Source organism: Pseudarthrobacter sp. MOO14, assembly GCF_058267675.1.
Genome location: NZ_CM177849.1, coordinates 1784144 through 1808160, shown reverse-complemented (window position 1 = coordinate 1808160; position 24017 = coordinate 1784144). Strand labels below are relative to the sequence as shown.

21 protein-coding genes are annotated in these 24017 nt (G+C 67.4%); 13 read left to right on the top strand and 8 right to left on the bottom strand.

Annotated features, from left to right (window positions below; genetic code table 11):
* Window positions 1-7 precede the first annotated feature (7 nt).
* The 6 genes from kdpC to AC4EEV_RS08535 form a co-directional block, all read right to left on the bottom strand.
* On the bottom strand, window positions 8-619 hold the full coding sequence (gene kdpC, locus AC4EEV_RS08560; protein ID WP_109045680.1) for a K(+)-transporting ATPase subunit C: 612 nt from the start codon (window positions 617-619) through the stop codon (window positions 8-10).
* Window positions 620-627: 8 nt separating this feature from the next.
* Complete coding sequence (gene kdpB / locus AC4EEV_RS08555; protein ID WP_491330652.1) at window positions 628-2763, bottom strand: potassium-transporting ATPase subunit KdpB; 2136 nt, start codon at window positions 2761-2763, stop codon at window positions 628-630.
* A complete protein-coding gene (gene kdpA, locus AC4EEV_RS08550; RefSeq protein ID WP_491330651.1) occupies window positions 2760-4427 on the bottom strand; it encodes a potassium-transporting ATPase subunit KdpA in 1668 nt (555 codons plus the stop codon). Before kdpA ends, kdpB begins: the two co-directional genes overlap by 4 nt.
* Window positions 4428-4434: 7 nt before the next feature.
* Entirely contained in the window at window positions 4435-4533 is a 99-nt protein-coding gene (locus tag AC4EEV_RS08545; protein WP_018760959.1) for a potassium-transporting ATPase subunit F, read from the bottom strand.
* Between the two features lie 545 nt (window positions 4534-5078).
* Complete coding sequence (locus tag AC4EEV_RS08540; protein WP_491330650.1) at window positions 5079-6899, bottom strand: DUF5671 domain-containing protein; 1821 nt, start codon at window positions 6897-6899, stop codon at window positions 5079-5081.
* Window positions 6836-7300, bottom strand: coding sequence for an LpqB family beta-propeller domain-containing protein (locus AC4EEV_RS08535; RefSeq protein WP_018760962.1), 465 nt, complete (start codon window positions 7298-7300; stop codon window positions 6836-6838). Before AC4EEV_RS08535 ends, AC4EEV_RS08540 begins: the two co-directional genes overlap by 64 nt.
* A 160-nt stretch (window positions 7301-7460) precedes the next feature.
* Between AC4EEV_RS08535 and AC4EEV_RS08530 the strand changes: the two genes are divergently transcribed.
* The 12 genes from AC4EEV_RS08530 (at window position 7461) to AC4EEV_RS08475 (ending at window position 20524) form a co-directional block, all read left to right on the top strand.
* Window positions 7461-8066 carry a helix-turn-helix domain-containing protein gene (locus AC4EEV_RS08530; RefSeq protein WP_018760963.1) on the top strand — a complete coding sequence of 202 codons (606 nt, stop codon included), beginning with the start codon at window positions 7461-7463 and terminating at the stop codon, window positions 8064-8066.
* A gap of 164 nt (window positions 8067-8230) precedes the next feature.
* On the top strand, window positions 8231-9562 hold the full coding sequence (locus AC4EEV_RS08525; RefSeq protein ID WP_109045684.1) for an MFS transporter: 1332 nt from the start codon (window positions 8231-8233) through the stop codon (window positions 9560-9562).
* Window positions 9563-9573: 11 nt separating this feature from the next.
* Entirely contained in the window at window positions 9574-10971 is a 1398-nt protein-coding gene (locus AC4EEV_RS08520; protein ID WP_109045685.1) for an FAD-dependent oxidoreductase, read from the top strand.
* On the top strand, window positions 10968-12227 hold the full coding sequence (locus AC4EEV_RS08515; RefSeq protein WP_133831770.1) for a CaiB/BaiF CoA transferase family protein: 1260 nt from the start codon (window positions 10968-10970) through the stop codon (window positions 12225-12227). Before AC4EEV_RS08520 ends, AC4EEV_RS08515 begins: the two co-directional genes overlap by 4 nt.
* Window positions 12224-13057, top strand: a complete 834-nt coding sequence (locus AC4EEV_RS08510; protein WP_018760967.1) for an enoyl-CoA hydratase-related protein — start codon at window positions 12224-12226, stop codon at window positions 13055-13057. Before AC4EEV_RS08515 ends, AC4EEV_RS08510 begins: the two co-directional genes overlap by 4 nt.
* 13 nt (window positions 13058-13070) lie before the next feature.
* A complete protein-coding gene (locus tag AC4EEV_RS08505; protein WP_240617778.1) occupies window positions 13071-14024 on the top strand; it encodes a dihydrodipicolinate synthase family protein in 954 nt (317 codons plus the stop codon).
* The gene (locus tag AC4EEV_RS08500) at window positions 14024-14824 is read left to right on the top strand and encodes an SDR family oxidoreductase (protein ID WP_018760969.1); all 801 of its coding nucleotides are present in this window, start codon (window positions 14024-14026) and stop codon (window positions 14822-14824) included. Before AC4EEV_RS08505 ends, AC4EEV_RS08500 begins: the two co-directional genes overlap by 1 nt.
* A gap of 22 nt (window positions 14825-14846) precedes the next feature.
* A complete protein-coding gene (locus AC4EEV_RS08495; RefSeq protein ID WP_491330649.1) occupies window positions 14847-16319 on the top strand; it encodes an aldehyde dehydrogenase family protein in 1473 nt (490 codons plus the stop codon).
* Between the two features lie 4 nt (window positions 16320-16323).
* Window positions 16324-16644: a ferredoxin gene (gene fdxA, locus AC4EEV_RS08490; RefSeq protein ID WP_026264379.1), complete on the top strand. Its 321-nt coding sequence runs from the start codon at window positions 16324-16326 to the stop codon at window positions 16642-16644.
* A gap of 270 nt (window positions 16645-16914) precedes the next feature.
* Window positions 16915-18285, top strand: coding sequence for an MFS transporter (locus AC4EEV_RS08485; RefSeq protein ID WP_491330648.1), 1371 nt, complete (start codon window positions 16915-16917; stop codon window positions 18283-18285).
* Between the two features lie 84 nt (window positions 18286-18369).
* Window positions 18370-19626 carry an aminopeptidase P family protein gene (locus AC4EEV_RS08480; RefSeq protein WP_491330647.1) on the top strand — a complete coding sequence of 419 codons (1257 nt, stop codon included), beginning with the start codon at window positions 18370-18372 and terminating at the stop codon, window positions 19624-19626.
* 61 nt (window positions 19627-19687) lie between these two features.
* Window positions 19688-20524 (top strand): IclR family transcriptional regulator, encoded by an 837-nt coding sequence (locus tag AC4EEV_RS08475; protein WP_018760974.1) that lies wholly within the window; start codon window positions 19688-19690, stop codon window positions 20522-20524.
* Between the two features lie 52 nt (window positions 20525-20576).
* Here AC4EEV_RS08475 and AC4EEV_RS08470 read toward each other — a convergent pair whose 3' ends face one another.
* The gene (locus tag AC4EEV_RS08470; RefSeq protein ID WP_491330646.1) at window positions 20577-21284 is read right to left on the bottom strand and encodes a VOC family protein; all 708 of its coding nucleotides are present in this window, start codon (window positions 21282-21284) and stop codon (window positions 20577-20579) included.
* Between the two features lie 432 nt (window positions 21285-21716).
* On the opposite strand from AC4EEV_RS08470, the gene AC4EEV_RS08465 reads away from it, so the two are divergent.
* Window positions 21717-22280, top strand: a complete 564-nt coding sequence (locus AC4EEV_RS08465) for a dihydrofolate reductase family protein (RefSeq protein WP_018760976.1) — start codon at window positions 21717-21719, stop codon at window positions 22278-22280.
* Window positions 22281-22351: 71 nt separating this feature from the next.
* Here the strand turns inward: AC4EEV_RS08465 and AC4EEV_RS08460 are convergent, their stop codons facing one another.
* Window positions 22352-23962 carry a PucR family transcriptional regulator gene (locus tag AC4EEV_RS08460; protein WP_491330645.1) on the bottom strand — a complete coding sequence of 537 codons (1611 nt, stop codon included), beginning with the start codon at window positions 23960-23962 and terminating at the stop codon, window positions 22352-22354.
* Between the last annotated feature and the right edge of the window lie 55 nt (window positions 23963-24017).

Genomic DNA, 24017 nt, shown 5'->3' with positions numbered 1-24017 from the left:
ACGCCGCTCAGGACCGCGGCGATCCGGCCGCCGCCACGTCGAGGTTGAGCGCCGTGACGTTGACGGTGGGCTGGCCCAGGAACGCTGCAAGGCCACTGCTGGTGTTCTTGTCCACCAGGGCCTGGACGGCCTCGGTGCCCAACTGGTGGGCGGCGGCAACCCGCGGTACCTGGAGCCGGGCGTACTCGGGGGAGATGCCGGGATCCAGCCCCGACCCGCTGGCGGTGACGGCGTCCGCGGGGACGTCGGACGGCTGCACGCCCTCGGCCTCCGCCACGGCGGCACGGTTGGCGTTGACGGCATCGGTCAGCTTGGCGTCGTTGGGGCCCAGGTTGGAGGCCGACGACGACGCCGGGTCCCAGCCGACGGCGGAGGGACGGGCGTGGAACCAGGCGGGGTCCTGCGTGCCGTCGTCGTCCTTCACCTGGGCGATCAGCGCCGATGCCGCGGGCGCGCCGGCACCGTCGCGGAGGATGGAGCCATTCGCCTGGTACGGCGCAACCAGCTGCCCGACGCCAAAGACGGCGGCCGGGTAGGCGAGGCCAAGCACCACGGTGGCGAGGAACAGGAAACGGATGGCCGTTCCCGACTGTCGGAGATAACCGGTGAGCGCATTCATGGGGATTCCTAGCCGATGCCGGGGATGAGGGAGATGAGGAGGTCGATGATTTTGATGCCGATAAACGGGGCAATAAGGCCGCCGAATCCGTACACCAACAGGTTCCGGCCCAGGGCCTGGCCGGCCGAGATGGCGCGGTACTTGACCCCGCGCAACGCGAGCGGTACCAGGGCGATGATGATCAGCGCGTTGAAAATCACGGCCGACAGGATGGCTGAGGACGGCGTTGCCAGGCCCATGATATTCAGCAGCCCAAGCCCGGGGAACGTCGCCGTGAACAGCGCCGGGACGATCGCGAAGTACTTGGCGACGTCGTTGGCCACCGAGAACGTGGTGAGCGCGCCGCGGGTGATCAGCAGTTGCTTTCCGATCCCCACGATGTTGATCAGCTTGGTGGGGTCCGAATCGAGGTCCACCATATTCGCGGCTTCCTTGACTGCCGGCGTGCCGGAGTTCATGGCCACGCCCACGTCCGCCGCCGCCAGCGCAGGGGCATCGTTGGTGCCATCCCCGGTCATCGCCACCAGGCGGCCCGCGGCCTGTTCCTTCTTGATCACCGCCAGCTTGTCCTCCGGGGTGGCCTCGGCCAGGTAGTCGTCCACCCCGGCCTCGGCGGCGATCGCCTTGGCGGTGACCGGATTGTCGCCGGTGACCATCACGGTCCGGATCCCCATTTTGCGCAGCTCCGCGAACCTGGCCTGCATGCCCGGTTTCACCACGTCCGCCAAATGGATGGTCCCCAGGACCCGTGCGCCGGCGGCATCGGCCGTGGCAACCAGCAGGGGAGTGCCACCCTGCGACGAAATATCCTGCACCTGGCGTTCCACCTCCCCGGGCATGCGGGCGCCCAGATCGGCGGCGAAACTGCCAACGGTGGAGGCCGCGCCCTTCCTGATCATCCGGCCGCCAAGGTCCAGCCCGCTCATGCGCGTCGTGGCCGAAAACGGGACCACCGCCAACGGCTCCGCGCCCGATTCCAGGGCGGCCAGGTCCGGGCCCAGCGCGCCGTGTTCGGCCGCGAGGTCCACAATGGACCGGCCTTCCGGGGTTTCGTCCGCCAGGCTGGAGAGCCGCGCGGCTTCAATCAGTTCGGCCCGGTCCACGCCCGCTGCCGGGTGGAAGTGGACGGCACGGCGGTTGCCGAACGTGATGGTTCCTGTCTTGTCCAGCAGCAAGGACGTGATGTCACCTGCCGTCTCCACGGCACGCCCGGACGTGGCCAGGACGTTGTGCTGGACCAGCCGGTCCATGCCCGCGATGCCGATGGCCGGGACCAGCGCGCCGATGGTGGTGGGGATCAGGCACACCAGCAGTGCCACCAGGACAATGGGCGACGGCGCTGCGCCGGCGAGGGCGGCAAACGGGGCCAGCGTCATGGTGACGACCAGGAAGACGATGGTCAGCGACACCAGCAGCACGTGCAGCGCGATCTCATTGGGTGTCTTCTGCCGGACAGCGCCCTCGACGAGCTGGATCATCCTGTCGATGAAGGTCTGGCCCGGTTCGGCCGTGATCCGGACCACGATCCGGTCGGAGAGCACGCGGGTTCCGCCGGTGACCGAGGAACGGTCCCCGCCTGATTCCCTGATCACCGGCGCGGATTCACCGGTGATGGTGGACTCGTCCACGCTGGCCAGGCCTTCGATGATCTCGCCGTCGGAGGGGATCACATCACCGGCCTCGCACACCACCACGTCGTTCAGGCGCAGTTCCGTGCCCGGTACTTCCTTGGTGGTTCCGTCCGGCAGCCTCAGCCGGGCCTGGACTCCCTTGCGGCCGGCGCGGAGGCTGTCAGCCTGCGCCTTGCCGCGGCCCTCGGCGATGGCTTCGGAGAGGGTTCCGAACAGGACCGTGAGCCAGAGCCAGGCGGTGACGGTGATGCCGAAGACGGACGGCCGGAACACGGAGATACCCGTGCAGAGCGCGGCCCCCACCAGGACGGTGAACATGACGGGCGAGTGGATCATCTGCCCCGGGGCCAGCTTGCGGACCGCGAGCGGCAGGGCCGCTGCAACCACGGCCGGCGTGAGTTTGGCGGGTGCCTTAGTGTGGTGCTTGTGCGCGCCGGGGGTGCCGAGCGGATTTCCGTCGGCAAAGGTTTGGGTTTCCGCCCCGGGGGCGGTGTCCATGGTGGACCGGGTCATTTCAGGAGTCCTTCTGCGAGGGGTCCCAGGGCGAGTGCGGGGAAGTAGCTCAGGGCGGTCAGGATGACCGTCACGCCCAGCAGCAGTGTGCCGAACAGCGGGCCGTGGGTGGGGACGGTGCCGGTGGATGCGGGAATCCGGGCCTGCCGGGCCAGGGAACCTGCCAGGGCAAGAACCAGGACGATGGGCAGGAACCGGCCCAGCAGCATGGCCGCGCCAAGCATCGTCGAAAGATAGGGGCCGGAAGTGGTGATGCCGCCGAATGCTGAACCGTTGTTGTTGGCACCGGAGGTGAAGGCGTAGAGGACCTCGCTGAACTGGTGCGGTCCCGTGGCCGGAGCATTGGCCATGGCATCCGGGAGCAGGACGGTGATCCCGGCCAGGGTGAGCACCAGCAGCGGTGTCACCAGGATGTACAGGGCCGCAAGCTTCATCTGGGTGGGGCCGATCTTCTTGCCCAGGTATTCGGGGGTGCGGCCCACCATGAGGCCGCCGATGAACACGGAAATGATGGACAGGATGAGCAACCCGTAGAGCCCTGACCCTGTGCCGCCCGGCGCCACTTCGCCGAGCATCATGTTGACCATTGCCACGCCACCGGCCAAGGGCGGCAAGGAATCGTGGGCTACATTCACCGCGCCCGTGGAGGTGAGGGTGGTGGAGGCGGCGAAGATCGCGCTCGACGCCGGGCCGAAGCGGCTCTCGAACCCTTCGCCGATTCCGCCGGCGGCGGCCGTCGCGGTCCCCTGCGCGGTGGCTACTGCCCAGCCGGTCAGCGCGGTGGATGCCAGCCACAGCGTGGCCATGACGCCGGCTATCGTGTGCCCCTGCTTCTGGTCGCCCACCATCCTGCCGAAGGCATACGGCAGCGCCGAGGGAATCAGCAGGATCAGGAACACCTGGAAGAGGCTGACCAGCGCGTTCGGGTTTTCGAACGGGTGGGCCGAGTTGGCGTTGAAGTAGCCGCCGCCGTTGGTACCGAGGACTTTGATGGCTTCCTGGGATGCCACCGGGCCGCCCGGGACAACCTGTGAGACTCCGGTGGCGCTGTTGGTGACGTCCGTGGGTGCGAAGTTCTGCACCACACCGCCGAGAACCATCACCAGGGCGGCGAGGGTAGCCAGTGGCAGCAGGACCCGGAATGACGTCCTGGCCAGGTCCACCCAGAAGTTCCCCAGCCTGTCCGTCCTGGTTCGGGCTATGCCGCGGATGAGGGCGACGGCCACCACGATGCCCACTGCTGCCGAGAGGAAGTTCTGGACGGCGAGCAAGAGCATCTGGACTGCAATGCCGATTGTGGATTCGGGTGCATAGGTTTGCCAGTTGGTGTTGGTGACGAAGGAGATGGCGGTATTCATGGCCACCCACGGGTCCACTCCGGGCAGCGCCGGGCTGCCGGGAAACAGGCCTTGTGCCCGTTGGAGGGCGAACACCGCCAGTATGGAGACGGCGGAGAACACCAGGACGCTGCGGAGGTATGTTGGCCACGCCTGTTCGCTGCCGGCGTCCACGCCGGCGAGCCGGTAGAACAGCCGTTCCGGGCGGCTCGAAGCGGTGCCGTCGAAGACGCGCGCGAGGTAGAGGCCCAGTGGTTTGTGGACTGCGGCAAGGGCCAGCACCAGGGCCGCCACCTGGATGAGGAAGGAAGGAGCGTTAAAGGCCACCGGCCGTTCACCACTTCCCGGGCTTGATCAGGGCGGCGAGCAGGTAGCCGAACAGGCCAAGCCCTGCCAGCAGCAGGATCAGCCACATGAGTGCGTCCCCGTTCACTGCCAGTCCTCCGCCTTCTCCTGGCGGGCCGCGGCGGTCAGCAGGTGACCGATCCACATGACGAATCCCATGCAGGCGGCGAAGATTCCAATTACAGCCACGTCGGCCATCAGGTTCCTTTCACTGTTGCCCCGGAAGCGGGGCCTGGTTCCAGTGAATAGCCCGCTGTGGCGATGTAAGGCGGGCCTAACGGATCCTTAACGGCAGGGCCGTGAATCTTAACGCGGATTTAATGCGCGCGGACGCCCCGGAAGGAAGGCGGGGTGGCGTAGGGGCTCAGGGCCAGTCGGCGCGGGTGAACCGGACCTGGCTGTGCAGCGTGAGGAGGAGGTCGGATGACCATTCGGGGACGGTAGTATCTGCGTCTACCTCAGGCACGGACGCCTGCTGCGCATCCTGGTTTGCGGTGCCTTGAGGATCTTCAACTGAGCTTTTCACGCGTCCCCCTCGACAAGCCTGTATGCACACCCTAGGAGCCCTCCAATGGCATGGGAAGAGGGTTAGTCCACAGCCGGGATAAACTGCGCAAATCTTGAGGATCTCCGCTACTGGGAACCCGGAACGGCGGCCCTGCGCCGAGGTTCCACACTTATCGGCGCCCGCGAATCGGCGCCCGCCAGCGGGATGATTTCCATCCTGCCGGCGGGGCCGGCAAGCACCAGGACGTGCCGTGCCGCCACGCTGCCCAGCATTTCCGCCGCCTCCGCCGTGAGCTCCTCCAGGGAGGGCGGAAGTGCGGACGACGGCGTGGGGCCGGGACCGCCGTCGTCCGTCCGCAGCCAGGTGGTCACCTTGGCTCCGCCAATGGCGGCAGCGATGCCGCGGGCCAGGGCCTCGGGGTCCACGGTGCCTGGCGGATAGCCGCTGACCAAGGTGATGTGCTCGATCACCCGCTTGCCCGCCGGGGCCGCGGCGGCGAGCAGTGTCCGGTCATGCCGCCACAATGCAAAGTGGTATCCCGCCACGAGCCCGGCCGCCACCAGGAGGCCCAAGGGGGCGCGGATCCGGTCCAGGACGCTCCCGGCCGTGATGTCACTGAGCAGGAACTCGAAGAGCCGGTAGCCAATCACCAGCAGCGTGATCAGGGCAACGACGGCACTGACTCCGAAGAACGCCACCAGGTAGACGCGCCGCCCGGGCGGGATCTGGTCTGCCGTCCGGGGCTGGTGCCGCGGCTTCCACGCCAGCCACCAGACCGGGCCGCCCACTGCCAGCGAGCTGATGCCGCCAAGGAGCAGGGTGCGGGTGGCGCCGCCCGCCAGCGGCGAGACGGCGGCAGCCAGCAGTGCGTTGACCACCACGCCTACCCCGGAGGCTGCTGCCGCCAGGGCAACGGCGGATGTCACCAGGAGGCTGGCACGCCGGGTCGGGGTGGAACGCCGGACGGAGGCCGTGCGGTGGTAGCGCCAGATCACGGCTCCGATGACGGCGGCCGCGATGGCCGGGGCCAGCGGCTCCAGGAGGACAGCCAGGGGATCGGTCCGGTCAAAGGCCAGCCGCAGCACGACGAACACGGCCACGCCCAGGCCACCCAGGGCGGTGATGCCGGCAACGAAGATGCCGACGGCGATGATGGCAACGTCCACCAGGCCGGTCCGGAAACGCCGGCCGCCCTCGTGGAACCAGTGCCACCACCACACCAGTGCTCCGCCGGCCGCCCACAGCAGTGAACGCAGGACATCGAACCACCAGGGTTCAAAGGACGCTGCTGCCGTGAAACCGCGGAGGGCAATGTCCAGCAGCGCGCTCAACGCCGCAATCGCCGCGCCGGCGCCCAGCACCAGGCCAAAAACGGAGCCGACGACGGCCCGCACGTCCTCGAGGTGGGACGAGGGCTTGCGGGGGTGCTTCCACATCCACCGGTGCCACACCCAGATGGCCGTCCAGACCAGTCCGTTGGCCAGCGGGGACGGCCACTGGCTGTCCCTCGCACCAATGAAGGAGGAGGCGAGGTCCAGCAGGGAGGTGGTGGCGATGATGAGCGAGACGGCGTACATCCCGGTCAGGTAGAAGCCCCAGCCCGCAGCGGTGCGCTCGGCTTCGTCGTCGAGGCGCCGCCACACGAGCCACCACAGCAGCAGGGCCAGCGGCCCGCCGATCAGGGTGAAGGCGAGGGAGAGGGCAAGCCCGGCCACATCACCGGAAACCAGAGTGGTTGCCGTCCGGAAGAGCCGCTCGAGGAGTCCGCCCAGGCCCGAGGCGGCAATGACCACCAAGGCAAAAAGCAGGCCGTACACGATCAGCCGGCGGAGGGTTGCCAGGCCTCCGGCCGGGACGGGGGCAACGATTCCTGCCGGGGTGCTCACGGCTTCGCCGGAACTGCCGTGCAGGCCATCAGGGGATACGGCGCCTGGTCGATCATCCATTGTCCATTCACCTTCAGGAGCGAGAAGGCGTCCTCCATTTCATACTCGGACGGACCGAACGGGCCGCCCCGGGGGGACTGGACGATCGAAACCCGTACGGTGGCCGAATCGGTCCGCTCCGTCGTCGAAATCAACACGATGCGGGCCGGACGGGGTTCGCCGGAATAGGAGCCGTAGCACCTGCTCCGGGCACCCGGCGTGAGGAAGGTTTCCGCGGTGGGTATGTCGCCGTCGATCACGGCCCTGCTGTACCGCTGGACCACTCCGGCGGGGCTGGCCTGGTCAAGTGGGGCCGGCTCACCGCGGGTGAACACCACTGCCAGTGCAACCACCACCAGCACGGCCACCACACCCACCAGCGCGAGGAGGATCCGGTCCGGTCTTCGTGCTGCGTCGTCCATGGCACGAGTATGGATCCGTGCAGCCGCTTTCACCTGTGCCTTTAGGCCCGTTCCCTTGGGGGTTCAGGGCCAATATTCAACATAATTAAGAAAAAGCGTTGACTGGGCAGAAATCTTCACTATAGTTGTGTGAGTTAGCTCACCGAGTGAAAGACAATCGATGACCACCGAGAGTAGCACCACCGCACCTCCAGCCACCAGCGAACTGCTGGCCACGGTTGGAAACAAGGTGCGGGCCATGCGCAAGGAGAAGGGCATGACCCTCGCCAAGCTCTCGGACATCACCGGACTCAGCCAGGCGATCGTCAGCCAGATCGAACGCGGCATGGCCAACCCGTCCTTCACGACCCTTGCCCAGCTGGCCCATGGACTCGACATTCCCGTGGGAAGGTTCTTCATTGGCCAGGAACAATCAAAATCCCCCGTCGTGCGCAGGTCGGCACGGCGCAACCTGAAAAACGTCACCCGCGAATCCGTGGGCGAAGCAGTCCATGAACTGCTCACCCCGGACCGCGACGGCACCATCGAAGCGCAATGGATCAGTACGCCCCCAGGGCACGACACCAGCGCGACACCTTTTACCCACAGCGGGGAAGAGTTCTGCTACATCATTTCGGGCCGCAAGGACGTCTACTTGGACGGCGTCTGCTACAGCCTGGAAGAGGGCGACTCCATCACCTACCCGGCAGAGACCCCGCACTGGTACAAGAACAGCTACGAAGAGGTATGCGTAGCCATCTGGGTGAACGCACCACACAAGTGGTAGGCATACCGGTCCCCGCCGGCGCCGACGTCCACCCTTAACTGCCCGGACCCCCCCACGTGGCCCCGGACAATCCTTGCCACCTTCGCAGCATGCGCCTCCTCCAACAGGCGCCGCTGCGTCATACCCTCCTGCGCCGTTCCCGGCGCCAGCGTAAGGACACTTCCATGCTCGACATCCAAGCTACGGACAACGCAGTCCCGTCACCCCGTTCCACCATCTCATCCCCCCGCAACCGCGAAAAGTTCACGCCCGAAGTCCGCAAGGGACTCCTGGGCCTTGGCCTGGGCAACGCCCTGGAATGGTACGACTGGATGGTCTTCGGCCTCCTGTCCGCCTTCATCGGCCCCAACTTCTTTCCCAATGACGAGCCGCTCTCGGCCACCCTGAACGCACTGGCCGTGTTCGCCGTCGGATTCGCCTTCCGGCCGCTGGGCGGCATCCTGCTCGGCACGCTGGCAGACCGCATCGGCCGCCGCCGCGTGATGCTGCTGTCCATCATGCTGATGGCCGGCACCACCCTGGTCATCGCCATCACGCCCAGCTACGCCACCATCGGCGCCTGGTCCGGCATCATCCTGGTTGCCTGCCGCATCCTGCAGGGCATCTCCACAGGCATCGAGGCGCCGCTCTCCACCTCCCACGCGGTGGAACTCGCCCCGGAAGGCCGCGAAGGCTACGTGGCCGGCATCATGTCCTTCTACGTCAACATCGGCATCCTGCTCGCGTCCCTGGTCAGCTTCGTCTGCAGCCTGGTGATCGGCGGCGCGGCCATGGGGGAGTGGGGTTGGCGTGTCCCGTTCATCATCGGCGCCGTGTTCGGCTTCGTGGTGCTCTACCTCCGCCGTTCCCTGCCTGAAACCCTGAAGGCCGAGGAAATGGCCGCCACCACGGCAAAGTCCGTCTGGTCCGGAGTCGGCAAGCACTGGCTCTCCGTCCTGGCCATCGTGTTCGTGGTCGGCGCTGCCCAGGCCTACAACTACGCCTGGAACGTGGGCCTGCCCAGCGCAGCACGCAGCGGTTTCAAGGAAGATCCCACCGCGGTCTTCGCCCTCACCACCATCCTGGGCGCCATCCTGGTGGTGGGCAGCTGGATCATCGGCAAGCTCGCCGACGGCCGGTCCATGTCCCGGTGGTTCCTGGTGACGCGGGTCCTGGCCATTCCCTCCGTCTTCCTGATGCTCCTGTACGTACAGCCCGGCATCGGCGGTTTCGCGGCCGTGCTGCTCGGCGGCTCGATCGTGCTGGTCCTCAACATGACCCTCTACAACGTGGTCAGCTCGTCCCTGATGCCCAAGAACATCCGCGGCACCGGCGTGGCCCTGGGCTATGGCATCGGTGTGGCCGTCTTCGGCGGCACCGCCTCCTACCTCCTGGTGTGGTTGCAGTCCCTGAACCTCACCTGGGTGTTCCCGGTCTACGTGGCCGCCCTCTCCGTCCTCAGCATCGTTTTCTACCTCGCCGCCCGCCGCTCCAACGGCATCTTCGTCGGAAAGTAAGGATTTCCTCCATGAACAACCCACCTACCTTTGCCGCGCCCAAAACCGGGTCCCTGGAACTGTCCACCACTACCGCGGACCTCACCGCCCCGGTGATCTCCCGCTCCGACGTCCTGGTGGTAGGCGGTGGTCCCGCCGGCGTCGCCGCCGCCGTCACCGCGGCCCGCTCCGGGGCCAAGGTCACCCTCCTGGAGCGCTACTCCTCACTGGGCGGCCTCGCCTCCGGCGGCATGGTGCTGGTGCTGGACGACATGATCAACGGCCAGGACATCACGGTCACCGGGATCGTCTCCGAGTACGTGGAGCGGCTCCAGAAACTGGGCCTGGCCATCGTCCCGCCGGCCGAAGACCGCCGCACCTCAGAGGAACTCTGGAACAAGTGGGGCCGCTACGGCACCTTCGACTTCCACTCCCACACCACCCCCAAGCCCATCTGCTATGCCGCCGCATTCGACCCTGACGGCTGGAAGCGCGTCTCCAACGACCTGGTCCGCGAAGCCGGTGTGGACCTGCGGCTTCACTCCTGGTTCTCCCGCCCCATCGTGGACAACGGCGTGATCAAGGGCGTGGTCTGCGAAACCAAGCTTGGCCCGCAGGCCTTCACGGCGGACGTGGTCATCGACACCACCGGAGACATCGACGTCGCCTCCCGCGCCGGCGCCGCCTACGCCAAGGACAACTACCTCACCACCCTGGTGTTCCGGCTGGGCAACGTGGACACCGCGGCCGCGGAGGCCTTCGAACAGGCCAACCCCAAGGAAGCCCGCGCCATCAACCGCAAGATCAAGCGCCTCCTCGGCGGCGCCTGGGAACTGTGGTGGCTCAAGACCCCCATCGAAGGCGTGGTCTGGTGCAACGCCCCGCACATGACCGGCTACGACGGCGTGGACCCGGCGGACATGACCGCCGCCGAATTCGCCGCCCGCGACAAGATCTCCGAAGCCGTGGACTACGTCCGTGCCAACCTCCCCGGATTCGAAAAGTGCTACATGCTGGACGTCGCCTCCCAGATGGGCGTCCGCCAGACCCGCCTGCTGCAAGGCGAATACGTCATGACCAAGGAGGACGTCACCTCCCGCCGGCATTTCCAGGACAGCGTGGCCCGCGGCCGGGACTACTACTACCCGTACCGCTCGCTGCTGCCCAAGGAAGTGGACCAGCTGCTGGTGGCCGGCCGCCACTACTCCGCCACCCCCGAGGCGCAGAAGATGTCGCGCGAAATTCCGCCGTGCATGGCCATGGGCCAGGCCGTCGGCGTCGCAGCAGCGCTCGCCGTCCAGTCCGGCGTGCTGGTCCGCGACGTCGCGGCAGCGGACATCCAGCAGGGCATGCGCCGGCACGGCGCGGACCCCGGCGACGTCCCGTCGTCGAACGCCACCATCGATGCCGACGCGGCGGTGCCGGCATGAGCATGGCAACGGCAGAACGCCCGACGACGGCACCCGCCGCTGCCTCGCCCCTCACCGGGGGCGCGCGGCCGGCCACCCCGCTTCCGCTGGACGGCATCAAGATCGTGGACTTCACCCAGGTGTTCATGGGCCCCTCCTGCACCCAGTTGCTGGGCGACTACGGCGCCGACATCATCAAGGTGGAACGCCCCGGCGCCGGTGACATCTCCCGCAACTCGTTCCCGGACAAGGACGGCCAGGACAACCCGATCTTCCTGTCCATCAACCGGAACAAGCGGAGCGTCTCCATCGACACCCGCACCGAGGAGGGCCGCAATGTCCTGCACGCCATCATGGCGGACGCGGACGTGGTGGTCAGCAACTTCCGCTCCGGGGTCATGGAACGGATGGGCTTCGGCTACGAGGAGCTCAAGGCGGACAACCCCGGCATCATCTGGGCCTCCGGAACCGGGTTCGGCCCCGTAGGACCGTATTCGCACAAGGGCGGCCAGGACGCGATCGCGCAGGCGTACTCCGGCGTGATGTGGCGGCGGGAATCGGAGGACCAGAAACCGGCCATCTACCCCACCACCCTGTGCGACTACATCACCGGCATGCACTTGATGCAGGGCATCCTGCTGGCGCTGCGGACCCGGGAAACCACCGGAACCGGGCAAAAAGTGGAGGTGACCATGTACGACTCCATGCTGCACCTGCAGATGCAGGAGGCGTGCATGCAGCTCAACCGCGGTTACGAGGTCAACTGGGGCGCCATGCCCCTGAGCGGCGTCTTTGAAACCACCGACGGCGCCGTGTGCATGGTGGGCGGCTTCACCCCGGACCCGCTGGCACGGATCTCCGATGCCCTGGGCCTGGACGAGGACCTCACCGAACGCCCTGGATTCGCAACGCTGGAACAGCAGTTCAAGAACAAGCCCGCGCTGCAGGCGATCTTCCGCGAACACTTCGCCGCCAACACCACCGAGTACTGGACCGGCAAGCTGGAGGAACAGGGGCTGCTCAACGCTCCCGTCCACACCCTGGAACAGGCGCTCGCCGACGCCCAGACCGAGGCCAACGGGATGATCGTGGAGGCCGAACACCCTGGGGTGGGGACGGTGAAGATGCTGAACGCTCCCATCCGGCTCTCCGCCACCCCGCCGAGCGTCCGCCGGGCGGCGCCCCGCCTGGGCGAACACAATGTGGAAGTGCTGCTGGAGAACGGCTTCGACGAAGCCACCATCAAGCGGCTGCAGGAACTCGGGGTGCTCCGGTGACGGCGGTTGCAGCGGAGCCGCAGGCACCGGCGGAGGCCTCCGCCCCGGTTGACCAGGTCACCCTGGCCATCGAGGACCAGGTGGCCACCGTGGTGATCGACCGGCAGCACGTCCTCAACGCCGTGGACGGCACGGCCCAGGCCAGGCTCAACGCCATCTGGGAGCAGCTTGAGGCCGATCCGGACGTCCGCGCAGTGGTCATCACCGGCGCCGGCCCCCGGGCGTTCTGCGTGGGTGCGGACATGTCCGCGTCCGCCGTGGACAAGACGGGCCTGGAATACTGGGCCGGCCTGGACCCCAACGGTTTCGGCGGCCTGAGCCTGCGGACCACGCTGGATATCCCCGTGATTGCCAAGGTGAACGGCTACGCACTGGGCGGCGGCATGGAAATTGTCCTGGGCGCGGACATCGTGGTGGCAGCGGACAGCGCAAAGTTCGGCTTGACGGAGCCGCGAGTCGGGCGGTTGGCGCTCGACGGCGGCATCCACCAGCTGGTGCGCCGCGTTCCCTACACCCAGGCGATGGGCCTGCTGCTCACCGGCCGGAAGGCTGACGCGGCAGAAATGCAGGCCATGGGCCTGGTCAACGAGGTGGTCCCGGCGGACGAGCTCGACGCCGCCGTGCAGCGCTGGGTGGACCAGGTCCTGGCCTGCGCTCCCACCTCGGTCCGGGCCGTGAAGCAGATGGTCACGCAGACCGGGCACCTCACCGCCAAGGAAGCCCGCGGCCTGCGGCTGCCGGCCCTGATGGCAGCCCTGGACAGCGAAGACTCCGCCGAAGGCGTCCGCGCCTTCCAGGAAAAGCGGAAACCGGCGTGGCCCGGCAGATAGGGAAAGCCGCCAGATGAACAACAAACCAAGGGAGAACCCGATGCGGGAGTCATTGACGCCGGGCGTGTGGGGCGTCGTTGCCACACCGTTCCAGGGCAGCACGCTGGATCTGGACCTGGACAGCCTCTCGGACCTCGTGGAGCGCTACGAAACCATCGGCGCCACGGGCCTGACCGTCCTGGGCGTCTTCGGGGAGGCCGCCGCGCTGACCCCGGAGGAACGCCGCCAGGTCCTCGAAATCGCCGTCGAATGCACGGAACTGCCCCTGGTGGTGGGCGTAACAGCGTTGGCCACCAGGCCGGCCATCGAGGAAATCCGCGCCGCCCAGGAGGTTGCCGGGCAGCGGCTGGCCGCTGTGATGGTGCAGGCCAACTCGGCGAAGCCCGAGGTGGTCAGCGCCCACCTGGACGCCATCCACCGCGCCACCGGAGCCAAGGTGGTGCTGCAGGATTATCCGCTGGCCAGCGGCGTCGCCATCTCCACCGCCGCCCTGGTTGATGTGGTCGCGGCAAGCCCCTGCGTCATCGCCATCAAGGCTGAGGCGCCGCCCACCAGTGTGGCCATCGCCGAGCTCCACGCCGGTACCGGGGTTTCGGTATTCGGCGGACTCGGCGGCCAGGGGCTGCTGGACGAGCTCCTGGCAGGCGCCGCCGGTGCCATGACCGGGTTCTCCTACCCCGAGGCCTTGATTGCCTGCGTCCGCGCCTGGCGGGAGCAGGGGTATGCGGCGGCCGCCGGGCAACTGGTGCCCTACCTGCCGCTGATCAACTTCGAGCAGCAGGCCAAGGTGGCCCTGGCCATCCGCAAGGAATGCCTGCGCGAGCGGGGCTGGATCAAGGACCCGGGCGTCCGTGCCCCGGCGGCCGGCTTTCCCGAGAACCTGCGGCATGCCATGGAGGTCCATCTCCGCGAAGCCGCCATGGCCCTGGACTTGAACCGGGCGCTCGCCCCGGCGGGGAGGAACTGATGGAGCTGGGAATTGCCGGCAAGACGGCGCTGGTGGCCGCCTCCACGGGGGGACTGGGACTCGCCGTGGCCCGCGCCCTCGCCGCGGAAGGCGCCAAGGTGGCCATCGTGGGCCGCCGCGGCGTCCGTGCCAAGGAGATCGTGGACGAGCTGCAGGAGGCGTTCGGCGGCCTGCCGGGCTTTGCGGCCATCGCCGTCGAGGCTGACCTCACCGGTGCCGAGGGTGTTGACGCCGCGGTGACGCAGGCCGAGGCCGGCCTGGGGCCGATCGACATCCTGGTCCTGAACGGCCCCGGCCCCCGGCCCGGAGCCGCCGCAACACTGGGCAGCGAGGACATCGCCGCGGCGTTCGACCTCCTGGTCAAGCCGCACCATGCCCTGGTCTCCCGCACCCTCCCGGCCATGCGGGAACGGCGGTGGGGGCGGATCCTTGCCATTGGCTCCAGCGGTGTCGCAGCACCGCTGCCCAACCTGGCCGTCTCCAATACCGGCCGCGCAGCCCTTGCCGGCTACCTCAAAACGCTCGCCGCCGAGGTAGCCCTGGACGGGGTCACCGTGAACCTGCTCCTGCCCGGCAGGATCGCCACGGACCGCGTCACCGAACTGGACCAGGCAGCGGCAAAGCGCCGCGGCACCACGCTGGAGGACATCCGGCTGGAATCCCGCAAAACCATCCCCGCCCGCCGTTACGGCGAGCCCGCCGAATTCGGTGCGGCCGCCGCCTTCCTCTGCAGCGCCCCGGCGTCGTACATCACCGGTGTGGCGCTGCGGTGCGACGGCGGCCTCATCCGCAGCCTCTAGCCCCAACTTCCAAAGGAATGCCATGACCTCCACCGCCCTGGACCCCAACACCACCGCACTGGATCGCAGCAAAACCGCCCAGCACCTCATCAACGGGCAATGGCTGGGAATCGCGGAAACCCGCCGCACCAACCCCGCACGCCCGGACGAACTGGCAGCACTCTCGCCCAGCGGCACCGCGGAGGACGTTGACGCCGCCATCACCGCCGCCGCGGCAGCGCAGCCTGCCTGGGCCGCCCTGCCGGCACCTTCCCGCGGGGCCATCCTGATCACTGCAGGCAACCTGCTGATCGAACGGCAGTCCGCGATCGCCGAGGACCTGGTCCGGGAGGAGGGCAAGACCCTGGCCGAGGCCAAAGGCGAGGTGAAGCGTGCCTCGGACGTGCTGCGTTTCTTTGGCTCGCTGGGCTGGGCCGCCACCGGAGAGGTGCTGCCCAGCGGACTGCCGGACACCACCATCACCACCCGGCGCGAACCGCTGGGCGTGGTTGGCCTGATCACCCCCTGGAACTTTCCCATCGCCATTCCGGCCTGGAAGACGGCGCCAGCCCTGATCAGCGGCAATGCCGTGGTGATCAAGCCCGCCGAACTCACCCCGCTGTCTGCCACCCACCTGGCCCGTGCCCTGCAGGACGCAGGATTGCCGGCGGGCGTGTTCAACCTGGTGCACGGTAAAGGCCGGGTGGTGGGCGATGCGCTGGCCCGCGACCCGCGCATCGCCGGGATGTCCTTCACCGGGTCAACCAGCGTGGGCCTGGGACTGCAGGAGATCCTGAACGGCCGGCGTGCCCGCGTCCAGCTGGAGATGGGCGGCAAGAACGGCGTCCTGGTCCTGGACGACGCGGACCCAGCCAAGGCTGCACAGGTGGTTGCTGCCGGCGCGTTCGGCCTTACCGGCCAGGCTTGCACCGCCACGTCGAGGGTGTACGTCACCCCCGGTATCCGTGCGGCATTCCTCGACGCCTTGGTGGCGGAGGCGGCAAAGTACACCCCAGGAGACGGCCTGGAATCCGCCATGGGGGCCGTGGTGAGCGCCCAGCAGTTCGAGCAGGACCAGGCGGCGGTGCGCGGCGCCGTTGAGCGTGGCGCCACGCTCCTGCACGGAAAGTACGACGGCGATTCCTCCGAGGCGCTGTTCTTCCCTGCCGCCGTGCTCACTGGCCTTGACTTCGACGATCCTGCGGTGACGGAGGAGATCTTCGGCCCGGTGGTTGCAGTCCTTGAGGTCCCCGATTATGAGGCCGGCCTCGCAGGGATCAACGATTCCCGCTACGGCCTCACCGCCGGCATCTGCACGGACTCCCTGGCCTTGGCCACCGACTTCGCCGCCAGGGCCCAGGCAGGGGTCATCAAGGTCAACCGACCCACCGCCGGGCTGGACCTGAACGTGCCGTTCGGCGGGGTCAAGGATTCTTCCACCAACACGTTCCGCGAGCAGGGCAGGTCCGCCCTGGAGTTCTTTACCTGGGGCAAAACCGTCTACACGGGCGTGTAGTCCCATGACATACGTGATCGCCCAGCCGTGCGTGGATGTGAAGGACAAAGCGTGCATCCAGGAGTGCCCCGTGGACTGCATCTACGAGGGCGACCGGTCACTCTATATCCATCCGTTCGAATGCGTGGACTGCGGTGCGTGCGATCCGGTCTGCCCGGTGGAGGCCATCTACTATGCGGAGGACGTGCCGGACGAATGGGCAGACTACGTCCGCGCCAACGTGGAGTTCTTCCGTGAACTGGGCTCGCCACAGGGCGCCTCCGCACTGGGAAACCTGCATCGGGACCATCCCGTCGTTGCTGCCGAGCCCGTCCCGGCACGCTAGGGACCCAACCCTTTCAATGGCCGCCAAGCCTTCGCTTGGCGGCCATTACTGCGTTAATGCCCACATTTCGCGCTTGTTACAACTATGTTGCTCTATATGCAACGCCAGTCAGAACGGATGAAGCGAAGGCGTGATTGCCCGCCGGACGTTCTGCGCTGGTTTTAATCATGAAGCAGATACAGAAACCTCTTGACTGTGTCGCTCGTCACCACCTATGTTGAAACAACCACGTTGCAAGCAATGCAACTCATACGTTCTGATGGTGGTTCCATGAGTACCAATTCCAACTCCTACGGAGCAGGAGCCGTTGCCGCTGACGCCAACGGCCCCGCCGTGGCAGGCCAGGGTGCCGGCAGCCCCGTGGCAAGCAAGGACGTTCGACGCCGGGTGGTCACGGCCAGTTTCATCGGCAACTTCGTCGAATGGTTCGACTACGCCGTCTACGGCTACCTCGCGGCCGTCATTTCGTCCGTCTTCTTCCCCGAGGCCGACCGCCAGACTGCGCTGCTGGCCACGTTCGCGGTGTTCGCGATTTCCTTCTTCGTCCGGCCCCTGGGCGGCTTCTTCTGGGGCCACATCGGCGACAAGCTGGGCAGGCGCAAGGCACTGTCCCTCTCGATCGTCATCATGTCCGTCTCCACCTTCTGCATCGCCCTCATTCCCGGCTACGGAACCATCGGCATGCTGGCCCCGGTCCTGCTCCTGCTGGTGAGGGTCGTCCAGGGCTTCTCGGCAGCGGGCGAATACGCCGGGGCGTCGGCGTTCCTGGTGGAATACGCGCCGGCCAACCGCCGCGGCCTGTACGCTGCGGTCGTGCCCGCCAGCACGGCCGCGGGCCTGCTCCTGGGCTCGCTGATCGCGGCCCTCCTCAGCTCGGTACTCAGCACCGGGCAGCTGCACGACTGGGGCTGGCGGTTGCCGTTCCTCCTGGCCGCCCCCATGGGGCTGATCGGGCGCTACATCCGCACCAAGCTCGAGGACACTCCCGCCTTCCGCGCCCTGGCAGAGCAGGAAGAGTCCGCCCCCAAGGCGCCGGCGCTGGACATGTTCCGGACCTACCGGAAGCAGCTGCTCATCGCCTGCGGAGCGGTGCTGCTCAACGCCGTCGGCTTCTACGTCATCCTCAGTTACATGCCCACCTACCTGTCTGAGGAACTGGGCTTCGGCCCCACCGAATCGTTCCTGGCCACCACCATCGCCCTGGCCAGCTACATCGGCTTCATCTTCCTCACCGGCATGGCCTCGGACCGGTTCGGCCGCAAGCGGATGCTGATCACCGCCTCTGTGCTGTTCATGCTCCTCACCGTCCCGGCGTTCATGCTGCTGGATACCGGCAACTTCCTGGTGATCGTCCTGGTCCAGATCCTGCTGGGCGGCATGCTCACCCTCAACGACGGCACCCTGCCCAGCTTTCTGGCCGAACTGTTTCCCACCAAGGTCCGGTACAGCGGCTTCGCCGTCAGCTTTAACCTGTCCAACGCGATCTTCGGAGGGACCGCGCCGTTCATGGCCACCCTGCTGATCGGCCTGACCCAGAGCAAGCTGGCCCCCGGCTGGTACCTCGTGGCCGCGTCCGCCGTGTCCCTCGCCGCAGTCCTGTTCGCCGCCGAAACCTCGCGCAAGCCGCTCAAGCACCTCTGATCCTGCAGGGGACCCGGAACTTTCTTCCTTCCTACCCACCCATGTGCGGCCAAATACCTGCCCGCAATATCGAAAGGCACACCCGTGACCATCACCACCGACAACGCCTCATCCATCGCCGAACTCGAGCGCCTCAAGGTCCTGCACAACGGCACCAAGGGCAAGCTCACGTTCTCTGACGCAGAGTTCGAGCGCCGCCTCGGCGGCCTGCGGCAGATCATGGCCGCCAAGGGGCTGGACGCGGTCATCCTCACCAGCTACCACGGCATCAAGTACTACTCCGACTTCCTCTACACCACGTTCGGCCGCAACTACGCCTTGGTTGTCACCGCGGACGACTCGGTCACCGTCACCGCAAACATCGATGCCGGCATGCCATGGCGCACCTCCTACGGCGAGAACATCGTCTACACCGACTGGCGACGCGACAACTTCTACTTCGGCCTCCAGGAGGCACTGCGCCAGCGCGGCGTCAAGGCCACCCGGCTGGGCGTCGAGGACGACTTCCTCCCGGGCCTGACCCGCGAAAAGATCGCCGCAGCGTTCCCCGGCGCCACGCTCCTGGATGTCTCCCAGGACGCCATGCGCCAGCGCATGATCAAGTCCGCCGAGGAAATCGAGGTCATCAAGCACGGTGCCCGCATCGGCGACCTCGGCGGCGAGGCCATCCGCAACGCCATCCGCGAAGGCATCACCGAGTACGAGGTGGCCCTGATCGGCACCGAAGCTATGGTGCACGAGATCGCCCGGACCTTCCCCGACCGCGAAGTCCGCGACACCTGGGTGTGGTTCCAGTCCGGCATCAACACCGACGGCGCCCACAACTGGGCCACCACCCGCAAGCTGCAGCAGGGCGACATCCTCTCCCTGAACTGCTTCCCCATGACCTCCGGCTACTACACGGCCCTGGAGCGCACGCTCTTCCTGGGCCAGCCGGACGAGCGGTCCCTGGAGCTGTGGAACATCAACGTGGAGGTGCACCGCCGCGGCCTGGAACTCATCAAGCCCGGCGCCGTCTGCAAGGACATCGCCGCCGAACTCAACGAGATCTACATCAGCCACGGCCTGCTGGCCAACCGCACCTTCGGCTACGGCCACTCCTTCGGCGTCCTCAGCCACTACTACGGCCGGGAGGCCGGCCTGGAACTGCGCGAGGACATCGACACCGTCCTGGAACCCGGAATGGTGGTCTCCATGGAACCCATGATCACGGTGGCGGACGGCCAGCCGGGCGCGGGCGGCTACCGCGAGCACGACATCCTGGTCATCGGCGAGGACAACACGGTGGAGAACATCACCAAGTTCCCCTTCGGCCCGGAACACAACATCGTCCAGGCCTAACCATCACCGCAGCGAAGCGGCGCCATGCACGTGGCGCCGCTTCTGCCGTCCATGAGGAAAGATGGTGTCCACCATGACTCCTGCAACGACTTCCGACAGCAACGGCACAGGCACCAGTACCAACGGCGGGACGGACGCCAAAGGCGCTTCCGTCGTCGTCAATGCCATCGCCGTCCTGCGCACCTTTACCGCGGACGAACCCTTGCTGGGGGTTACGGAAATCGCCAACCGGGTGGGCATGCACAAAAGCAGCGTCTCCCGGATCCTGGCCACCTTCGAGCAGGAGAACCTGGTGGAACGGGACCCGGAAACCAAGCGGTTCCGGCTCGGCCTGGGGCTGATCGCCGTCGCCGGGCCGCTGCTGGCCGAGATGGAGGAACGGCGCGTTGCGTACCCCGTGCTGCGGCAACTGGCGGAGCAGACCGGCGAAACCAGTGCGCTCATGCTCTGGAACGGGGACGAAGCCATTTGCGTGGAGCAGATCGCCAGCCACCACCAGATCAAGCACACCACGCCGCTGGGCGCCCGGTACCGGGACGCCATGAGCGCTTCCGTCCAGGTGTTCCTGTCCACGCTGCCGGCCGAGCGGGTGCGTGAATTGCTGCGGAGCGGAGCCATCACCTTTCCCGGAATGGACGACGCCGGCCTGATGGCTTACGAGGCCCGGCTCCAGGACGTGGCGCGGCGGGGCTGGGCGGGCAACTACGGTGAATCGTCCATGGATGAAGTGGGCGTGGCGGCCCCGGTCCGCGACCATCGTGGCGACGTGGTAGCGGCCGTCCTGATTCCGGCCCCGCGCTTCCGGGTATCGAAGGAGCAGTTCGAGCGTCTGGCTGAAGCCTGCGTTGCCGCCGCCGCCAAGGTGACCACCCGTCTGGGCGGCCGTCCGGCAAGCTGATCCGGCATGTTCAGGTGGCCGGGTGTTCAGGTGGCCAGGACGAATACCTGGTTCACGCTGTGACCGCGCTGACTGCGACGACGCCACCCCACGGGTCGCTGATCACCGCGCTCCGGAATCCCGGGGTGTTCGAGGGTGCCATGAGGATGCCGCCCCCTAACGCAACGGCCCGGTCGGCAGTGGAGTCTGCACTGGCCACCGCGAAGTTCACACTCCAGTTCGGCGGAACGTCCACGCCCTCCGTTGAGGTGGCCACTGCCACCATTCGGTCTTGCAGAAGCCATAGTGAGAAGGCGGAGTCCGGCGGTGACTTCAGCTCCCACGTGAACATTGACCTGTAGAAATCCCCGGCTTTTCCAAGATCCGGGGTGTGCAGGGAACTCATCGCCCAGCAGTTCGGCTGGTCGGCAAGCTCAACGCCGTCATTTTCGCCTGCCTGCCGCAGGCAGAACAGCACGCCGGAGGAATCGGCAACCAGTGCCGTGGGGGCTTGGGCGTCCAGGAGCATCAGCCGCCGGCCCCCAACCTGTTCAGCGCGTGCCGATGCCTCGGCGACGTCGTCCACCCGGATGTGCGTCAGCCAGCCCGCAGGCGACTGTGGCGGGGCCTGTCCCACACCGGCCACCAGGCGTCCGTTGAGGCGCGCCCGGTAGTAGTCACCGTCAATGCCGGACGTGGGAATTGCCTCGTCGAAGCTCCAGCCGAAAAGTTGGCCGTAGAACTCTCTGGCTGCCCGGGGGTCCGGTTGCCACGTGTCCACCCAGCAGGGTGCACCTACCGACGATGTATCCCGCTTGGCCATAGTGCGTCCCCTCGAATCCGGCTGGGCCGCCGGACGCGTGGCGCCGGCCCCCAAGAGCAATGCACGGCAAGCATACGTCCGAAGCCGGAGGCGTGACGGGAGGTGGATGCGGGTCCGGTCGGGCATTGCCCCTTATCAGCCCAGCTCCGCTCGGCGGCCCGACCTCCGCGAGTGCGGCCCGGACCTCTGTGATGGGTCCAGGATCGCCGGACAACCAGGCGTCCATGTCCACAAACATTGCATCCGGAAGATGGCCGCCGTCGTATGCCGAATGTCTCATTATATGGACGCAAAGGAGCGCGGCCCCGGGCTTCTTCACGGCCTGTTCGGTCGCTCGTCGGAGCCGTGCCGGTCTGTACAACCAGCACGGGCCCGCGGGAAACTGGCGCCATGGGCAAACTAACCTTCGCCATGAACGTCAGCCTGGACGGCTATACCGCAGCTCGCGGGGACGACCTCGGCTGGAGCATGCCGGACGATGAACTGTTCCAATGGTGGTCCGACCGCGTGTCGGCGACGGGCCTGGCCCTGTACGGACGCAGGCTGTGGGAGGCGATGAGCTCCCACTGGCCCACCGCGGACCAGGAGCCTGGTGCCACGCCGGCGGAGATTGAGTTCGCGCAACGCTGGCGGGACATGCCGAAGGTGGTGTTCTCCTCCAAGCCCCGCCCGGTCAACTGGAATACCCGCCTTGTCACCGGCGATGCAGTTCCGGAGATCGCGCGGCTCAAGGCAGGGGAGGGCGGTCCGATTGATATCGTCGGTGCCACGCTTGCCGCGGCGGCCATGCGGGCCGGACTGATCGACGAGTACGTGATGGTCACCCATCCGGTCCTGGTGGGCGGCGGGACGCCCTTCTTTACCTCCCTGGACCATTGGGTGCAGCTGAAGCTTGTGGAGACCAGGGCCTTTCCCGGTGGCGCGGTCCTGGCCCGGTACGACGTTCGTCGCTGAGCAGGCCAAGACTCAAAGCGGCCGGCCTCCGCGCTTGGGGATGGGGAGGCCAATTTACCGGGACGGGCCTCTCAGGGGAGCCCCGCCATCCGGGCAGCGAGATGCAATGCCGCCAGCCGCCCCGTCCCGCGGGGATCGCCACCGCACAGCTCAAAGATCCGCTGAAGCCGGTGGTGCATGGACTGCCGTTCCAAGTGCAGTTCGCGCGCCGATTGCGCGGTGTTGCAGCCCGAGTCCAGCCATACCCGCAAAGTCTCCAGCAACTGGGACTGCCGCTGCGCGTCATGCTCCAGGACCGCCCGCAGCTGCCGGTTCACGAACGCCTCCCGCGCTGAGGCATCCAGGCAGGTCAGGGACAGGCTTTCGACGGCGGAATCCTCCGCGTCCACCACCACCAGGCCGCGGGCCGGATACTGTCGGCGTGCCGAGGCGTTCCGCCGCCGGATCTGGCGCACCTCCAAGGCCCGCCGCGCCTCGGCCAGCGACCAGGAAGCCTCAGCCACACCGCCGGCCAGGGGCCCCACGGCAATCACCGCGTCGGGGTCCCCCGCCAAGCCCTGCAACGATTCCAGCAGCTGCCGCCGCTCACCGGCGGTATCGGTGCAGGGCAGGCCGATCATCACCACCAGTTCGGCGTCGTCCAGGTACGCGGCACAGGGAATCTGTCGCGAACTCAGGAAGGTTTCGACGGCGCCGCGCACCTCCTGCGGTGACGCCGCATGGATGGCGGCCACCACTGCCGGGGAATCCGCGGGAAAGCCGGCCGCGGGAGCCAGCTGCTCGAGCCGCCACTCCGGGGCGGAGTTGAGCACGGCCCGCATCAGTTCGGCGCCGGCCAGGGCATGCAGTCCGGGCGGAGTGTGCTGCAGCAGCGCCAGCCCGAGGATGTCCACGGCGCGTTCCCCGGCCACCTGCGCCAGGGCCACGTCCGCGGCCTCCGGCACCCGTACCTCAAGCCGGCCCATCAGGACGCCGCGCACGGGAATGTCAACGCTGACCACCGTTTTGCCGGGCCGCCCGGCCCCGCCGGCAGGGCTGCCGTGAGCACCCGGGCCGGAGCCGTCGTCGTCCGCCGGCCCCTCCCCGGCGTCCGCGTCCACCCCGCTGCTCCACCCCTCGGGGACGGCGCTGCCCATGGTCACTCCCCACGGGGAGGTGAGGTGCACGGCGGAACCCGTGATGCCCGCCAGTACGGCCAGGATCTTGTCCAGCGAGGCCCCGTGGGCCAGCTCCGCCGCCATGGCACGGGTTGCGGCGTCGGCCTGCTGCAGGTGCCCCACCGACTCGCTGACCAGCATGGAATTGATGGCCTGCATGACGCCCACAAAGGGCACCACCTTCCGCAGCTCGACCACCGGAAGGCCGTATGCCTCGGCCGTCCGCAGCATGTCCGCAGGGATTTCCGGGAGGGCGCCCCCCGTCTCGATGGCGAGCGCCGCGATACCCCGCTGGGCCAGTTCGCGGACATAGTCCTCGCGTTTGGCGGGGGTGGCCGTGGCCAGGGTGATCCCGCCGCAGAGCAGCAGCTCGCCGCCACGGAGCAGGGGAGCGATGTCCAGGACTTCGCTGGAATGGACCCAGCGCACCGGCTGCGCATCGGCCACCACGCCCAGGGGATGGAGTACGGGATCGGCGGCGGCAAGGGCGGGGTGGGCGAGTATTTCGCCAAGAAACACTGACACGACATTCCGTAACGTAGTAGGGGAATCTGTTCGACAGATTGTATCTTGTTCCTTG